Annotated in this window: 12 protein-coding genes and 2 tRNA genes; 10 read left to right on the forward strand and 4 right to left on the reverse strand. The window is 60.2% G+C overall.

The genetic code is table 11. The annotated features are described in order from the left end of the window. Nucleotides 1-4 precede the first annotated feature (4 nt). From ACA043_RS02625 to ACA043_RS02670, 10 genes are all read left to right on the forward strand, one after another. On the forward strand, nt 5-1,378 hold the full coding sequence (locus ACA043_RS02625) for an N-acetylmuramoyl-L-alanine amidase (RefSeq protein ID WP_401271274.1): 1,374 nt from the start codon (nt 5-7) through the stop codon (nt 1,376-1,378). Nucleotides 1,379-1,383: 5 nt separating this feature from the next. Next, on the forward strand, nt 1,384-3,285 hold the full coding sequence (mutL, locus tag ACA043_RS02630) for a DNA mismatch repair endonuclease MutL (RefSeq protein ID WP_497659616.1): 1,902 nt from the start codon (nt 1,384-1,386) through the stop codon (nt 3,283-3,285). Beyond that, nucleotides 3,285-4,256: a tRNA (adenosine(37)-N6)-dimethylallyltransferase MiaA gene (gene miaA, locus ACA043_RS02635; RefSeq protein ID WP_187677880.1), complete on the forward strand. Its 972-nt coding sequence runs from the start codon at nt 3,285-3,287 to the stop codon at nt 4,254-4,256. Before mutL ends, miaA begins: the two co-directional genes overlap by 1 nt. 95 nt (nt 4,257-4,351) lie before the next feature. Further along, complete coding sequence (gene hfq / locus ACA043_RS02640; protein WP_095109354.1) at nt 4,352-4,618, forward strand: RNA chaperone Hfq; 267 nt, start codon at nt 4,352-4,354, stop codon at nt 4,616-4,618. Nucleotides 4,619-4,630: 12 nt separating this feature from the next. Further along, nucleotides 4,631-5,932 carry a ribosome rescue GTPase HflX gene (hflX, locus tag ACA043_RS02645; protein WP_095187332.1) on the forward strand — a complete coding sequence of 434 codons (1,302 nt, stop codon included), beginning with the start codon at nt 4,631-4,633 and terminating at the stop codon, nt 5,930-5,932. Between the two features lie 96 nt (nt 5,933-6,028). Further along, nucleotides 6,029-7,201: an FtsH protease activity modulator HflK gene (gene hflK, locus ACA043_RS02650; protein WP_187677879.1), complete on the forward strand. Its 1,173-nt coding sequence runs from the start codon at nt 6,029-6,031 to the stop codon at nt 7,199-7,201. Then, the gene (gene hflC / locus ACA043_RS02655; RefSeq protein ID WP_123448397.1) at nt 7,201-8,070 is read left to right on the forward strand and encodes a protease modulator HflC; all 870 of its coding nucleotides are present in this window, start codon (nt 7,201-7,203) and stop codon (nt 8,068-8,070) included. The genes hflK and hflC overlap by 1 nt, the downstream gene beginning before the upstream one ends. A 314-nt stretch (nt 8,071-8,384) precedes the next feature. Further along, nucleotides 8,385-9,572: an ATP phosphoribosyltransferase regulatory subunit gene (locus tag ACA043_RS02660; protein WP_187677878.1), complete on the forward strand. Its 1,188-nt coding sequence runs from the start codon at nt 8,385-8,387 to the stop codon at nt 9,570-9,572. A 54-nt stretch (nt 9,573-9,626) separates the two neighbouring features. Next, nucleotides 9,627-10,916: an adenylosuccinate synthase gene (locus tag ACA043_RS02665; protein WP_489880351.1), complete on the forward strand. Its 1,290-nt coding sequence runs from the start codon at nt 9,627-9,629 to the stop codon at nt 10,914-10,916. Between the two features lie 139 nt (nt 10,917-11,055). Continuing rightward, nucleotides 11,056-12,990, forward strand: coding sequence for a methyl-accepting chemotaxis protein (locus tag ACA043_RS02670; protein ID WP_187677876.1), 1,935 nt, complete (start codon nt 11,056-11,058; stop codon nt 12,988-12,990). An 88-nt stretch (nt 12,991-13,078) separates the two neighbouring features. Here the strand turns inward: ACA043_RS02670 and ACA043_RS02675 are convergent, their stop codons facing one another. The 4 genes from ACA043_RS02675 to ACA043_RS02690 form a co-directional block, all read right to left on the reverse strand. Next, nucleotides 13,079-14,644 (reverse strand): ABC transporter permease, encoded by a 1,566-nt coding sequence (locus tag ACA043_RS02675; protein WP_497658569.1) that lies wholly within the window; start codon nt 14,642-14,644, stop codon nt 13,079-13,081. Then, nucleotides 14,644-15,654: an iron ABC transporter substrate-binding protein gene (locus ACA043_RS02680; protein WP_401272077.1), complete on the reverse strand. Its 1,011-nt coding sequence runs from the start codon at nt 15,652-15,654 to the stop codon at nt 14,644-14,646. The genes ACA043_RS02675 and ACA043_RS02680 overlap by 1 nt, the downstream gene beginning before the upstream one ends. 194 nt (nt 15,655-15,848) lie before the next feature. After that, a tRNA-Leu gene (locus ACA043_RS02685) sits at nt 15,849-15,935 on the reverse strand. A gap of 181 nt (nt 15,936-16,116) precedes the next feature. Then, nucleotides 16,117-16,203: transfer RNA gene (locus tag ACA043_RS02690), tRNA-Leu, on the reverse strand. Nucleotides 16,204-16,335: the final 132 nt, after the last annotated feature.

Consider the following 16,335-nt stretch of genomic DNA (forward strand, 5'->3'; position numbering starts at 1 on the left):
ATTGATGGCAGTAACCGTCAACGCTGTGGCCGACTCAAAGGTCAACAGCGTGCGCCTGTGGCGGGCGCCGGACAACACGCGACTGGTCTTCGACCTGAGCGGCCCGGTGCAACACAGTGTTTTCACCCTGACCTCACCGGATCGGCTGGTGATCGACATCAACGGCGCCACCCTTGGCGCGCCGCTGAATGTGCAGACCGCGAACACGCCGATCACCGCGATGCGCTCGGCCCAGCGCACGCCGACCGACCTGCGGGTGGTCATCGATCTGAAAAAAGCCGTCACCCCGAAAAGCTTCTCGCTGGCGCCTAACGCGCAGTACGGCAATCGCCTGGTGGTCGATCTGTTCGATAACGCGGCCGACGCGGCGCCGCCGCCTGCGCCAACGCCGCGGGTTGCGACTGTACCGGCCGTGCCGGTCACCCCGACCGAGCCGACAATCAAGCTGCCGCCAGCCCCGGCCGGCAAGCGCGACATTATTGTGGTGATTGACGCCGGCCACGGCGGCGAAGACCCGGGTGCGTCCGGTTCGCGCGGTCAGCGTGAAAAAGACGTGGTGCTGCAGATCGCTCGCGAACTGCAACGTCAGGTCAACGGCATGAAAGGCTTCCGCGCCGAATTGACCCGCACCGGCGACTACTTCATTCCGTTGCGCGGCCGTACCGAAATTGCCCGCAAAAAGGGCGCCGACCTGTTCGTGTCGATCCACGCCGACGCCGCGCCTTCTGCGGCGGCCTTTGGTGCGTCGGTGTTTGCCCTGTCTGATCGCGGCGCCACATCTGAAACTGCGCGTTGGCTGGCCGACAGCGAAAACCGTTCCGACTTGATCGGTGGTGCCGGCAACGTCAGCCTCGATGACAAGGACCGCATGCTCGCCGGCGTGTTGCTCGACCTGTCGATGACGGCTTCGCTGACCTCCAGCCTCAACGTCGGTCAGAAAGTTCTGACCAACATCGGTCGCGTCACACCGCTGCACAAACAGCGCGTTGAACAGGCCGGGTTCATGGTGTTGAAGTCGCCGGATATTCCGTCGATCCTGGTTGAAACCGGCTTCATCTCCAATGCCAACGAAGCAAACAAACTCTCGGCGTCGAGCCATCAGCAAGCGCTGGCACGTTCGATCAGCAGCGGCGTGCGCCAGTTCTTCCAGCAGAACCCGCCACCGGGCACCTACATTGCCTGGCTGCGTGATTCCGGCAAGATCGCCCAGGGCCCGCGTGACCACCGTGTCGGCCCGGGTGAAACGCTGGCAATGATCGGCGTGCGCTATCAGGTATCGCCGGCCACATTGCGCAGCGCGAACAACCTGAAAAGCGATGAGCTGAAAGTCGGCCAACACCTGACCATTCCTGGCACCGAACTGGCGTCCAAAGAATGAACGAAGTGCTGAACGCAGCCCGCATCGAACTGCTCAGCCCCCGGCTGGCGAACCAGATCGCCGCCGGTGAGGTGGTCGAGCGCCCGGCGTCGGTGATCAAGGAGCTGCTGGAAAACAGCCTCGACTCCGGCGCCAAGCGCATCGATGTCGATGTCGAGCAGGGCGGCGTCAAGCTGTTGCGAGTCCGCGACGACGGCAGCGGCATCTCCGCCGACGACCTGCCGCTGGCGCTGGCCCGTCACGCCACCAGCAAGATTCGTAATCTGGAAGACCTCGAACAGGTGATGAGCCTGGGCTTTCGCGGTGAGGCACTGGCGTCGATCAGTTCCGTCGCGCGCCTGACCCTGACCTCACGCACCCGTGACGCCGATCAGGCCTGGCAGGTCGAAACCGAAGGTCGCGACATGGCGCCTCGCGTGCAACCGGCCGCGCACCCGGTCGGCACCTCGGTTGAAGTCCGCGACCTGTTCTTCAACACCCCGGCGCGGCGCAAATTCCTCAAGACCGAAAAAACCGAATTCGATCACCTGCAAGAAGTGATCAAGCGTCTTGCCCTGGCGCGTTTCGACGTGGCGTTTCATCTGCGCCACAACGGCAAGACCATTCTCAGCCTGCACGAAGCCCACGATGACGCGGCGCGTGCACGGCGTGTGGCGGCGATCTGTGGTTCGGGTTTCCTGGAGCAAGCCTTGCCGATCGAGATCGAGCGTAACGGCTTGCGCCTGTGGGGCTGGGTCGGTTTGCCGACCTTCAACCGCAGCCAGGCGGACTTGCAGTACTTCTTTGTCAATGGCCGGGCGGTGCGCGACAAGCTCGTGGCCCACGCGGTGCGTCAGGCCTATCGCGACGTCTTGTTCAACGGTCGGCACCCGACGTTTGCGCTGTTTTTCGAGGTCGACCCGGCGGCGGTGGACGTCAACGTGCACCCGACCAAGCACGAAGTGCGCTTTCGCGATGGGCGCATGGTGCATGACTTCCTTTACGGCACGCTGCACCGCGCGCTGGGCGATGTGCGTCCGGAAGATCAGCTTGCCGGTTCAGTCACCACCGCCGTTGTCCGGCCAACCGGCCTTGATGCCGGTGAGTTCGGCCCGCAGGGTGAAATGCGTCTGGCGGCCAACGCATTGCTTGAGCAACCGCAGGCGCAACCGGCGTTCAATCCGTCGGCGGGCGCCAGCGCTGGTGGCGCTTATCAGTATCAATACACGCCGCGTCCGCAATCGGCGATGCCGCCTGCCGCTGAGGCTCAGGCTGCGTATCGCGAGTTTTTCGCGCCGTTGCCTGAAGCCAACGCCAATGCGCTGCCGGCCGGTCAGGAAGATATTCCACCACTCGGGTACGCGCTGGCGCAGCTCAAGGGCATCTACATTCTGTCCGAGAATGCCCAAGGGCTGGTTTTGGTGGACATGCACGCTGCACACGAGCGGATCATGTACGAGCGCCTGAAGATTGCCATGGCCAGCGAAGGCCTTAGCGGCCAGCCGTTGCTGGTGCCTGAGTCTCTGGCGGTGAGTCAGCGCGAGGCCGATTGCGCCGAAGAGCATGCGGCGTGGTTTCAGCGTCTTGGCTTCGAGTTGCAACGCCTTGGCCCGGAAACATTGGCTATTCGACAGATTCCGGCTTTGCTTAAGCAGGCTGAGGCTAATCGTCTGGTGGGTGACGTGCTGTCGGATTTGATGGAGTACGGCACCAGCGACCGGATTCAGGCGCACCTCAACGAACTGCTGGGCACCATGGCCTGCCACGGCGCGATCCGCGCCAACCGGCGCCTGGCCCTGCCGGAAATGAACGGCCTGCTGCGTGACATGGAAAACACCGAGCGCAGCGGTCAATGCAATCATGGCCGACCGACCTGGACCCAGCTGGGCCTGGACGATCTGGACAAACTGTTCTTGCGCGGTCGTTGATGAGCCAGCTTCCTCCAGCGATTTTTCTGATGGGCCCGACCGCTGCGGGCAAGACCGACCTGGCCATCGAGCTGTCCAAGGTATTGCCGTGCGAGTTGATCAGCGTCGATTCTGCGCTGGTTTATCGCGGCATGGACATCGGCACCGCCAAGCCTTCAAAAGAGCTGTTGGCTGAGCATCCGCACCGTTTGATCGACATTCTTGATCCGGCTGAAGCGTATTCGGCTGCTGATTTTCGGCGTGATGCCCTGCAAGCGATGGCCGAAATCACTTCGCGCGGAAAAATCCCGCTGCTGGTCGGCGGCACGATGCTCTATTACAAGGCTTTGGTCGACGGCCTGGCAGACATGCCGGCAGCCGACCCCGGGGTGCGCGCGCAGATCGAAGAAGAGGCTGCACGCCTTGGCTGGCAAGCCTTGCACGAGCAATTGGCAGCCATCGACCCGGAGTCAGCGGCGCGGATACATCCGAACGATCCACAGCGTCTGAGTCGGGCGCTGGAGGTTTATCGGGTCAGCGGTCAGAGCATGACTGCCCTGCGCCAGCAACAATCTGCGCAAAGTACTGAAGCAGCCGCTTCGGGACTGCAACAATTGCCCTATACTGTCGCGAACTTGGCCATTGCCCCGGCGAATCGTCAGGTATTGCACGAGCGTATTAAACAAAGATTCACAAATATGTTGGAACAGGGATTCATCGACGAGGTCGTAGCCCTGCGTAAAAGAAGTGACCTGCATGCCGGGTTGCCGTCTATACGTGCAGTAGGTTACCGCCAAGTCTGGGATTACCTGGACGGCAAACTGAGTTTGGCCGAAATGCAGGAGCGCGGAATCATCGCCACGCGCCAATTGGCCAAACGCCAGTTCACCTGGCTGCGCAGCTGGGAAGATTTACACTGGCTGGACAGTCTTGATTGCGACAATCTGCCACGCGCCTTGAAATACCTTGGGACCATCTCCATATTGAGCTGAGTCCTTGCAATTGCCGTCTATCCTTGGGGGTGTGGCGGCCAAAGCCATCTGAATTACCTATTTTTTATTATTGAATCCTTAAAGGAGTGCGGCACATGTCAAAAGGGCATTCGCTACAAGACCCTTACTTGAATACTTTACGTAAAGAGAAAGTTGGGGTTTCCATCTACCTGGTCAACGGTATCAAACTGCAAGGCACGATCGAGTCCTTCGACCAGTTCGTGATCCTGCTGAAAAACACCGTCAGCCAGATGGTTTACAAACACGCTATCTCTACCGTCGTGCCAGTTCGTCCAATTCGTCTGCCTAGCGCAACCGAAAATGAACAGGGCGACGCAGATCCAGCTCCGGGTAACGCCTGATAGGAGTCTCCTTTGTTCTTTGAGCGCCACGGTGGTGGTGAACGGGTCATCCTCGTTCACTTGGATGGACAGGACCCTGAGGCGCGCGAAGATCCGCAGGAGTTTCAGGAACTGGCTAATTCGGCGGGCGCCGAGACCGTTGCGTTTTTTAACGTGCCGCGTCATCGGCCAACCGCCAAATTCCTGATTGGCAGTGGCAAGGTCGAGGAACTACGCGACCTGGTTCATGCCGAAAAGGCCGATCTGGTTATCTTCAATCACATCCTCACGCCCAGTCAGGAACGTAACCTCGAACGTGTTTTCGAGTGTCGCGTGATCGACCGCACCGGTCTGATTCTCGATATTTTCGCCCAGCGCGCCCGCACCCATGAAGGCAAGCTCCAGGTCGAACTGGCCCAGCTTGACCACATGAGCACCCGGCTGGTTCGTGGCTGGACTCACCTTGAGCGTCAAGGTGGTGGCATCGGCATGCGTGGTCCGGGTGAAACTCAGCTGGAAACCGACCGTCGTCTGTTGCGGGTTCGCCTGCGCCAGATCAAGGGCCGGCTGGAAAAAGTGCGCAGCCAGCGCGAACAGTCGCGACGCGGCCGCTCGCGTGCGGATATTCCTACCGTGTCTCTGGTGGGGTATACCAACGCCGGTAAATCCACACTCTTCAATAACGTGACGAAATCCGACGTGTACGCGGCGGATCAGTTGTTCGCCACGCTGGACCCGACCCTGCGCCGTCTCGAACTGGACGACCTCGGGCCGATTGTTTTGGCCGACACCGTGGGGTTCATCCGTCACTTGCCCCACAAGCTGGTCGAAGCATTTCGGTCTACGCTCGAAGAGTCGAGCAACTCCGATCTGCTGTTGCACGTGATCGATGCGGCCGAGCCGGATCGCATGTTGCAGATCGAGCAGGTGATGGTGGTGCTGGGTGAGATTGGAGCCCAGGACTTGCCGATCCTCGAGGTATACAACAAACTCGATTTGCTTGAAGGCGTTGAGCCACAAATCCAGCGCGATGCCGATGGCAAGCCGCAACGGGTCTGGCTGTCCGCGCGTGATGGCAGTGGTCTGGAATTGCTTGAGCAAGCCATTGCCGAGTTGCTGGGCAGCGATTTGTTTGTGGGCACATTGCGTTTGCCGCAACGATTCGCTCGACTGCGTGCGCAGTTCTTCGAACTCGGTGCGGTGCAGAAAGAAGAACACGACGAAGAAGGCATCAGCTTGCTGGCCGTTCGTTTGCCCCGGGTCGAGTTGAATCGACTGGTAAGCCGCGAAGGATTGCAGCCGATGGAATTCATCGAGCAACACACTTTGCAATAAAAGCCTGACAAAGCGGTTGTGCCGCAACGGCAGGCATTCTGTAGCATTGGTCGGCGCGCCGTGGGTGCGTCTTTGCTTTATCAGATGGAGAGCGCTATGGCTTGGAATGAGCCGGGTGGCAACTCGAACAATCAGGATCCTTGGGGTGGCAAGCGCCGCAATAACGGCGACCGCAAGGGGCCACCGGATCTCGACGAGGCCTTCCGAAAGCTGCAGGAAAGCCTGAACGGGTTGTTCGGTGGTGGTAAGAAACGCGGTGGTGATGACGGCGGTGGTTCGGGCAGGAGTAGTGGCGGCTTCGGCGCTCTGCTCGGTATCGGCCTCGTTGTGCTGGCGGCCGTCTGGCTGTACAGCGCGGTCTATGTGGTCGACGAGCAGGAGCAAGCCGTGGTGCTGCGCTTCGGCAAGTACTATGAAACCGTCGGCCCCGGCCTGAACATCTACTTCCCGCCGATCGATAAAAAGTACATGGAAAATGTCACGCGTGAGCGTGCCTACACCAAGCAGGGCCAGATGCTGACCGAAGACGAGAACATCGTCGAAGTGCCGCTGACCGTGCAGTACAAGATCAGCAACCTGCAGGATTTCGTGCTGAACGTCGATCAGCCGGAAATCAGCCTGCAGCATGCGACCGACAGCGCCTTGCGCCACGTGGTGGGTTCGACCGCCATGGACCAGGTGCTGACCGAAGGTCGTGAATTGATGGCCAGCGAAATCAAGGAGCGTCTGCAACGCTTCCTCGATACCTATCGCACCGGTATCACCGTTACTCAGGTGAACGTACAGAGCGCAGCGGCACCGCGTGAAGTGCAGGAAGCCTTTGATGACGTGATCCGCGCCCGTGAAGACGAGCAGCGTTCGCGCAACCAGGCTGAAACCTACGCCAACGGCGTGGTGCCGGAAGCCCGTGGTCAGGCCCAGCGCATCCTTGAAGATGCCAACGGTTACCGCGACGAAACGGTTTCGCGCGCCAAGGGTGAGGCAGATCGCTTTACCAAACTGGTCGCCGAGTATCGCAAGGCCCCTGAAGTCACCCGCCAGCGTCTGTATCTGGACACCATGCAGGAAGTCTTCAGCAATACCAGCAAGGTACTCGTGACCGGTAATAAAGACGGCCAGAGCAACCTGCTTTACCTGCCGTTGGACAAAATGATTCAGAACAGTTCGGGCAGCAATGCACCGGTCACCGGTTCGGCTGCCGCCAGCAACACGGATGTCACGCCGCATGTCACTGACGTGCCGCAGTCGCGTACAAGGGAGACCCGCTGATGAGCAATAAATCGCTGATCGCCCTGATCGTTGGCGTTGTCGTGGTACTGGTTGGCTGGAACTGCTTCTACATCGTGGCTCAGACCGAGCGCGCGGTGTTGCTGCAATTCGGTCGTGTGGTGCAGGCGGATGTTCAGCCGGGTCTGCATGTGAAAGTGCCTTACGTTAACCAGGTGCGTAAATTCGACGCACGTCTGATGACGCTGGATGCACCGACGCAGCGTTTCCTGACTCTGGAAAAGAAAGCCGTGATGGTTGATGCCTACGCCAAGTGGCGCGTGAAAGATGCCGAGCGCTTCTACACCGCAACTTCCGGCCTCAAGCAAATCGCCGACGAGCGCCTGTCCCGTCGTCTGGAATCCGGTCTGCGTGACCAGTTCGGTAAGCGCACCCTGCACGAAGTTGTGTCTGGTGAGCGTGATGCGCTGATGGCTGACATCACTGCTTCGCTGAACAAGATGGCGGAAAAGGAGCTGGGTATCGAAGTTGTCGATGTCCGGGTCAAGACCATCGATCTGCCGAAAGAAGTGAACCGCAGTGTGTTCGAACGTATGAGCACCGAGCGTGAGCGTGAAGCTCGCGAGCACCGCGCCAAGGGTAACGAGCTGGCAGAAGGCATCCGTGCCGACGCCGATCGCCAACGCCGTGTGCTGCTGGCTGAAGCCTATCGTGAATCCGAAGAGATTCGCGGTGATGGTGACGCCCAGGCCGCTGCGATCTACTCCAAGGCCTACGGCCAGGATCAGGAGTTCTACGGTTTCTACCGTAGCCTGCGCGCCTACCGTGAAAGCTTCGCGAACAAATCCGACGTCCTGGTCCTCGACCCAAGCAGCGACTTCTTCCGCTATCTGGAAAAGTCCAAGCCTTGATACGACGTTGACCTGAATCGTTCCGCCCGGCGGCTAAAACCTCGGGCGGGGTGATCCTTTGGGAAAACGTGTGTATGATGCGGCAGCCGGGAAATTCCCGGCTTTTTTGCGTCTGCACGTTTGATTGCTGTTTTTGCTGCAGAACATCGGGTTGAACAGCCCGAACAGTTTTTCGAGGAAAGTGATGGGCGAAGCCGGTATCAGGCCTTTCGCTGCGTCGTTCATGCGCGTGCGTTTTGAACGGACCGGTCATTTTCTGCTTCACTCAAGGCTCGCCCTAGTGCTGGCCGCCCGGATCAAAGGGGAATGGCGTAATGGCAACGGTAGACCGCTGGCTGCTGCCAGATGGCATCGAAGAAGTACTGCCACCGGAAGCGGCGCGCATTGAAGTTGCGCGTCGTCAGGTGTTGGATCTGTTCCAGAGCTGGGGTTACGAGTTTGTCGTGACCCCCCATATCGAGTACCTGGAATCCCTGCTGACCGGCGCGGGCCAGGACCTGGATCTGCGTACCTTCAAGGTCATCGACCCGCAGTCGGGCCGGCAGATGGGTTTCCGCGCTGACATCACGCCGCAAGTGGCACGCATCGATGCGCACACCCTGCGTCGCGAAGGCCCGAGCCGTCTGTGCTACGCCGGCAGCGTACTGCACGCCCAACCGCGTGCACTGTCGTCCTCGCGCAGCCCGATTCAGTTGGGCGCCGAGTTGTACGGCGATGCCAGCCCGAGCAGCGACGTCGAAGTCATCAGCCTGATGCTGGCCATGCTGCAACTGGCCGATGTGCCGGATGTGCACATGGATCTCGGTCACGTCGGCATCTACCGTGGTCTGGCGCGCGCCGCGGGTCTGTCCGGTGAAGTCGAGCAGCAGTTGTTCGATGCGTTGCAACGCAAGGCCATCGACGAGGTCATTACCTTGACCGAAGGCCTGCCGGCCGATCTGTCCGGCATGCTGCGCGCGCTGGTCGATCTGTGCGGCGGCCGTGAAGTGCTGGCTGCTGCCCGCGAGCGTCTGGCCGATGCGCCGGCGCCGGTGCTGGCAGCACTGGAAGATTTGCTGGCGATCGCCGAGCGTCTGTCGGCGCGCTTCCCGGAGCTGCCGCTGTATTTTGATCTGGGCGAGTTGCGCGGTTACCACTACCACACCGGTGTGGTGTTCGCGGTGTTCGTGCCGGGCGTTGGCCAGTCCATCGCTCAGGGCGGTCGCTACGACGACATCGGCGCCGACTTCGGTCGCGCCCGTCCGGCAACCGGCTTCTCCACCGATTTGAAAACCCTGGTGACCCTGGGGCGTGCTGAGATCGAGTTACCGTCTGGCGGTATCTGGATGCCTGACAGTACGGATGCGGCACTCTGGCAGCAGGTTTGCCAGTTGCGCAGTGAGGGTCAGCGTGTCGTTCAGGCATTGCCTGGACAACCTTTGGCCGCCGCCCGTGATGCGGACTGCGACCGGCAATTGATTCAGCAGAACGGGCTTTGGCAAGTATCGCCACTGGCTTCTTGAGTTTTCCTGCCGGCCATCGCCGGCACCAAGTTTGCGCGAATGAGGACAAGTGTTATGGGTAAGAATGTCGTAGTCCTGGGCACCCAGTGGGGTGATGAGGGCAAAGGCAAGATCGTTGATCTGCTGACCGAACATGCTGCCGCCGTAGTGCGCTACCAAGGTGGCCACAACGCTGGCCACACCCTGGTGATCGACGGCGAGAAAACCGTCTTGCACCTGATTCCGTCGGGCGTGCTGCGCGAAGGCGTGCAGTGCCTGATCGGCAACGGCGTGGTGGTTGCACCTGACGCCCTGCTGCGCGAGATCACCAAGCTGGAAGAGAAAGGCGTACCGGTGCGCGAGCGTCTGCGTATCAGCCCGTCCTGCCCGCTGATCCTGTCCTTCCACGTGGCGCTGGACCAGGCCCGTGAAAAGGCCCGTGGCGAGCTGAAGATCGGTACTACCGGTCGCGGCATTGGCCCGGCTTATGAAGACAAGGTTGCACGTCGTGGCTTGCGTGTTGGCGATCTGCTCAACATGCCGCGCTTTGAAGACAAGCTGCGTGAACTGGTGGACTACCACAACTTCATGCTGGTGGGTTACTACAAAGAGCCTGCCATCGACTACGACAAGACCCTTGCCGAGTGCAAAGAGTACGCTGAGCTGCTCAAGCCGCTGATGCTGGACGTGACGGCCGAGTTGCACGACCTGCGTCGCGCCGGCAAAGACATCATGTTCGAAGGCGCCCAGGGTTCGTTGCTCGACATCGACCACGGTACCTACCCGTACGTGACCAGCTCCAACACCACCGCGGGTGGCGTAGCGACCGGTTCGGGTGTTGGCCCGATGTTCCTGGACTACATCCTGGGCATCACCAAGGCTTACACCACTCGCGTGGGCTCGGGTCCATTCCCGACTGAGCTGTTCGACGAAGTGGGTGCGCACCTGGCCAAACAAGGTCACGAGTTCGGCGCAACCACCGGCCGTGCCCGTCGTTGCGGCTGGTTCGACGCCGTTATCCTGCGTCGCGCTATCGACGTGAACAGCATCTCGGGCATCTGCCTGACCAAGCTGGACGTCCTCGATGGCCTGGAAACCATCAACATCTGCACCGGCTACAAAGACGCGCAAGGCAATGCCGTTGCGCCGACCGACGCCGACAGCTACGTGGGCCTTCAGCCTGTGTACGAAGAAGTGCCGGGCTGGACTGAATCGACCGTGGGCGCCAAGACCCTGGAAGAGCTGCCAGCTAACGCTCGTGCCTACATCAAACGCGTTGAAGAGTTGATCGGCGCGCCGATCGACATTATTTCGACGGGCCCGGATCGCAACGAAACCATCGTTCTGCGTCACCCGTTTGCTTGATAAGTCGTTGATGTAAAAAACAAAGGCCCCTTAATCGGGGCCTTTGTCGTTTATGCCTGTTGGACGGCATGACCTTTGCTGTGAATCTGTCTACAAGAGTGCCATCAAATTAATGGCGTCAGAAGTAGAGGGATTCATAGTGTCAGCCGTTCTCTCACTGTTACAAAGCCGTTTGTTGCGGCCCGTGTTCGTTACCCTTGGTATCGCCCTTTTGGTGCAGGTGCTGGTGGCCGTTGCCCTGACGCGGAGCACGGTCACGGCGCTGGAAGCCGATCTGGCGGTGCGCCTCGGTGCCGATAGCCAGAAGCTCTCCGGTGAACTGGAGCAGGCCGGGCGTGAAGTCACGTCGAGCCTCGATGCCTTGTCCGCCAGCACCCGTCAGCGTCTGACGGCCGGTTTGTCCACACGACTGAAGGACGAACAGGCACAGTTGCGCGCGACATTGGAAAAGGATCTGAAGGACTCGGCCAACGACATGGCCCAGTTGCTCGCCTCCGTTGCGCCCCGCGCCATGTGGGACAGCGATGTGCCAACCCTGTCGGAATTTGCCCGTCGCGCCCAGCGCAATCCCAACGTGTTGTTCGTGGTCTACGACGACGCCACCGGCCAGCACCTGACCCGCTACCTCAACCGCGAAAACCCGATTAACAAGGCCTTGCTGGAAAAGGGCCAGGGCGAGCGTGCGCTGGATAAAGTGCTGGATGCGGCGAAGAACGATCCGTCGGTCTACTACCTCGAGGCTTCGATCAATCCGAATGGCGTGGAAATCGGCAAGGTGCTGATGGGGGTTTCCACGGCTTCGGTGGAAACCGATCTGGCCGCCCTCGACAAGCGTTTCACCGCGCTGATTGCCAGCAGCGATCAATTGGTCGGCGACAGCCTAAAAGGCGCCGCAGCCGACAGCGCGACGGCGATGCGCGCGCGATTGCAATCAGCGCAATCCACCGCCACCGAGATGAAAGCCAACACCGCCAGCACCGTGCAGGACGCCGCAGCGACTTTGCGCTGGCGGATCGGCATGGGCCTGGCGCTGGTCGGCTGCGGCGTGCTGCTGTTGCTGGCCGTGGTGCTCGGCCATCGCGTGGTCAATCGCTTGAAGATGCTCAATGCCGCCATGGACGATCTGGCGGCGGGCGAAGGCGACCTGACCAAGCGGGTGCAGATCAACAGCAAGGACGAGATCGGCGACATGGCCTCGGCGGTCAATCGCTTTGTCGATAAGTTGCAGCCGATCGTGCGCGAGGCGGGCGATGTGGCGCAGCGTACCGGCGTGGAAATCGGTGCCATGACCCTGCGCAATGCCGGTGCCGATGCGGCGGCCGGGATGCAGCGTGACGAAGTGGCGGAAAGTCTGCGGGCACTGTCGCAAATGGCCGACGAGGCGCAGTCGGAAAGCCATGCCATGCAGGCTGCGTTGAAGCAGGTTGTGGATATTCGTCAGGCGACTGATGAGAACACTCGCACCTCGGCCAAGGTCGGCAGCTTGATCGAGGCGCTGGCCGGGCAGGTCGATACCGGGGCGAAAGTTATTGAGCGTCTGGCGCAGCAGAGTGAACAGATTGAAGTTGTTTTGACGGTGATTCACGGCATTGCTGAGCAGACCAACCTGCTGGCATTGAACGCGGCGATTGAAGCGGCGCGGGCCGGCGAGACCGGGCGTGGGTTCGCCGTAGTGGCGGATGAGGTCCGGGCGTTGGCGAGCAAGACGCAAAGCTCGACCGGTGACATTCAGGCGCATATCGTCGCCTTGCAGCAGGGCGCGCGTGAGGCGGTGGAGGCAATTGGTCAGGCCGGGCGTCAGGCCAGCGAAGGTTTGCTGGTGCTGCGTGACAGTGCGCGGTTGCAGCAGTCGGTGCAGGCTTCGGTTGAGCAGGTGCATGCGGCGATTGGCCTGGCGACTCAGGCGGCGGCGCATCAGGCGCAAGGTGCGCAGGCGGTGCGTGGGCGGGTCGAGACGATACATGCTCAGGCCGAGAAAGCGGCGCAGGCGGTGGTGGAAACCACGGCCAGTGGCAAGGTGCTGGATGGTCTGGCGGCGCAGTTGAAGGCAAGCCTGGGGCAGTTCCGGGCTTAAGATTAAAAGATCGCAGCCTGCGGCAGCTCCTACAGGGAAACGCAAATTCCTCTGTGGGAGCCGCCGCAGGCTGCGATCTTTTGCTTTGTCAGCGGCTCAAATACATCCGCGTCGTCAGCAGATACACAGGCAATCCAGAAACCAGAATCAACAACGCCGCATAAGGCGCCGCCGCCGCAAACTCGACATTCGCGGTATGCGCCCAGACCTCGGTCGCCAACGTGTTGAGCCCAGTCGGACTCAGCAGCAAAGTCGCCGTCAGCTCCTTCATCGCATCCAGGAACACCAGTGCAAACGCTGCGCCCAATGCCGGGAAGATGATTGGCAGCGTCACCCGGCAAAACGCCGTGAACGACGATGCACCCAGCGTGCGTGCCGCCTCTTCCAGCTGCGGTGCCGCCTTGTTCAGTGCGGTGCGAATCGGTGCCTGAGCCAGCGGCAGAAACAGCAACGCATAAGCGATCAGCAACAGCGCAGACGTCTGATACAGCACTGGTACGTAATGCAGGGCGAAATACACCAGCGTCAACGCAATCACCAGTCCTGGCAACGCATGCAGCAGATACGGCAGGCGCTCGGCCCAGATCGCCAGTTGGCCTTTGTAACGCACGACCAACAGGCCGACCGGTATCGCCAGCAGTAGGCACAGCGCCGCGCCACCCAGCGAGAGTGCCAGCGACGACAGCAGTGCTTCGGTAATCGCCGCGACCGGGAAGGCTGCCGAAGAGCCCACCGCCAGCCAGTACGCCAGCATGCCCAGTGGAATCCCGCTGCCGATGATCGCCAGCATCAGGCAATACAACTGACCGACAGTGGCCCACGGTCCGAGCCGAACCTGTTCAGCCTGACGCGCCGCACCTTGCCCGGTGCGCACATGACGGCCTTTGCCGCGCACTCGCAGTTCCAGCCACAACAGCACCAGACACAGCGCCAGCAACACCGCAGATAGCATCGCCGCATTCGCGTTACTGAATTCCAGTTCGAACTGTTGATAGATCGCAGTGGTGAAGGTTTGCAGGCCGATGATCGACAGCGCGCCGAACTCCACCAGCATATGCAGGGCAATCAGCAGCGAGCCGGCCAGCAGCGACGGCCAGAGTAGCGGCAGCGTGACGCGAAAGAACACGCCCCAGCGGTTCTGGCCGAGGGTGCGCGCAGATTCTTCAAGGGAGGGATCGAGGTTGCGCAAAGTGGCTGCAACCGGCAGAAAGATCAGCGGGTATTTCGACAGGCTCATCACCAGAATCGCCCCGCCGAGGCCTTCGAACTGTGCGCTCAGCGACACCCAGGTGAAGCTGCTGACAAATGCCGGCACCGCGAAGGGCAGGCACAAAATCACGCCCCATAGACGTCGCCCGGGCAGATTGGTGCGCTCTAGCAGCCAGGCCAGCGACAAACCAATCACGCCGCAGGTGATGGTCACGCCGACCATCAGTGCCAACGTATTGCGCAGCAGGCCGAACACATAAGGGCGCCACAACAAATGCAGCGCCTCGGCCCAGCCGGCCTGCCAGGCCTTCAGCCCGACATAGGCCAGCGGCAACAGGCTCATGACCACCAACAGCAATACTGGCAGCACCAGCCAGACCGACGGCCGCTTGCGCCGTGGCACGTAACCCCCGCGCGTGGCGGGGGCGGATAACGATGCGGTCATCAGTTCAAGCCAACTTCGCGTTCCAGATCCAGCGCTTCTTCAGCATTGCCCAGATCGGCCGGGGTGACGTTCGGCGCTTCCAGCTCGCTGAACGGCTTGAGGCCGCGATCCGATTCCATACCTTTGTGCAGCGGGTATTCGGCGGTTGTCTGGGTGATCACGCGCTGACCTTCTTCGCTCGCCATGTAGGCGAGGAATTGCTGGGCTTCTTTTGGGTGCTTGCTGGATTTCAGCACGGCCGCGCTGGATACGGTGATCAAGCCACCAGCGTCGCCGCCGGTGAAGTAGTGCAGTTTCGAATCCAGTTTGCCTTTCTCGCGTTGCAGGGCGAACCAGTAGTAGTTGTTCACCAGGACGGTGGCGACTTCGCCGTTTTCAACCGCTTTGAGTGCGACCATGTTGTTGCTGTAGGTCTTGCCGAACGCGCGCAGGCCGGTCAGCCATTCTTCGGCGGCGTCACGACCGTGCATCTTGATGATGGCCACGGCCTGTTCCTGGAAGGCGCCGCTGGTTGGAACGAAACCGACTTTGCCTTGCCATTGCGGGTCGGAAAATTCCATCACCGATTTCGGCAGGTCTTTTTCATCGATCAGCTTCGGGTTGAACGCAACCACGCGAACGCGAGCGGTGACGCCGATCCAAGTGCCGTTGCCGGCGACATATTTTTCTGGCAGTACAGCCAAAGTGGCGTCGTCGGCCTTGGCCAGCAGGCCTTGCTCGCCGAGATTGTTCAGTGGTGGAGATTCTTCGGTGTAGATCACGTCGGCGGGGGAGCGGTCGCCTTCCTCGATGATCTGGCTGGCGAGCTGGTTACTGCTGCCCTTGCGAACATTGACGTGAATGCCTGTCTTGGCTTCGAAGGCTTTGGCGATCGCATCGCCGACTTCCTTGTGCTGGCCGTTGTAGAGAGTCAGGGAAACCGCATCGGCAGCCTGGGCGAGGGGAGTGGCGAGTGCCAGGCCGAGAAGGGTGAAGGTAAAGCCTCGGCGCAGGGTATTTCGAAACGTCATTCGCAGGGTTCCTCACTGTCGCATTGCAAAAACTTGAAACAATGATAAACGATATTGTTTCTCAAGTGCGCCTTGCGGGGATCTGGAGGGTTTGCTAGGGAGGAGGGGGGCAGAGGTTTTTCAAACCCCGGAAACGCAAAAACCCGCTTTCGCGGGTTTTTGTGAAATCCAAGGTTACTACCTTGGATTTGAATTGGTGCCCAGAAGAAGACTCGAACTTCCACGACCGTAAGGTCACCAGCACCTGAAGCTGGCGTGTCTACCAATTTCACCATCTGGGCAATCATCGCGAGCGTTGCCGCTGTTGATGTGGCGCACTATACGGAGCGCTTTTTGATCTGTAAACCCCTGATTTAATTTTAATAAATCGGTTTTAACAAATGCGTTCCTTAGAATGCAAAAAACCCGCTTTCGCGGGTTTTTGTGTGAGCCTTGAAACTGATCTAGTCTCAATCTCGAAATTGGTGCCCAGAAGAAGACTCGAACTTCCACGACCGTAAGGTCACCAGCACCTGAAGCTGGCGTGTCTACCAATTTCACCATCTGGGCAGTATCGGAAACGCTTGTGCGTCGTCGATGGCGCGCACTATACGGAGCGTCTTTTTAACTGTAAACCCCTGCTTCGATTTTTTTTGATTTTTTTTGATTTTTTTTACCGACGGTGTTTAAAACGACTTGAAA

It is taken from the genome of Pseudomonas sp. LBUM1648 (assembly GCF_059716145.1).

Bases quoted from the DNA above. Each gene is read 5' to 3' on its own strand.
- ACA043_RS02625 (WP_401271274.1), top strand. From the start codon at position 5: ATGGCAGTAACCGTCAACGCTGTGGCCGACTCAAAGGTCAACAGCGTG.
- miaA (WP_187677880.1), top strand. From the start codon at position 3,285: ATGAGCCAGCTTCCTCCAGCGATTTTTCTGATGGGCCCGACCGCTGCG.
- hfq (WP_095109354.1), top strand. From the start codon at position 4,352: ATGTCAAAAGGGCATTCGCTACAAGACCCTTACTTGAATACTTTACGT.
- hflK (WP_187677879.1), top strand. From the start codon at position 6,029: ATGGCTTGGAATGAGCCGGGTGGCAACTCGAACAATCAGGATCCTTGG.
- hflC (WP_123448397.1), top strand. From the start codon at position 7,201: ATGAGCAATAAATCGCTGATCGCCCTGATCGTTGGCGTTGTCGTGGTA.
- ACA043_RS02660 (WP_187677878.1), top strand. From the start codon at position 8,385: ATGGCAACGGTAGACCGCTGGCTGCTGCCAGATGGCATCGAAGAAGTA.
- ACA043_RS02665 (WP_489880351.1), top strand. From the start codon at position 9,627: ATGGGTAAGAATGTCGTAGTCCTGGGCACCCAGTGGGGTGATGAGGGC.
- ACA043_RS02675 (WP_497658569.1), bottom strand. From the start codon at position 14,644: ATGACCGCATCGTTATCCGCCCCCGCCACGCGCGGGGGTTACGTGCCA.
- ACA043_RS02680 (WP_401272077.1), bottom strand. From the start codon at position 15,654: ATGACGTTTCGAAATACCCTGCGCCGAGGCTTTACCTTCACCCTTCTC.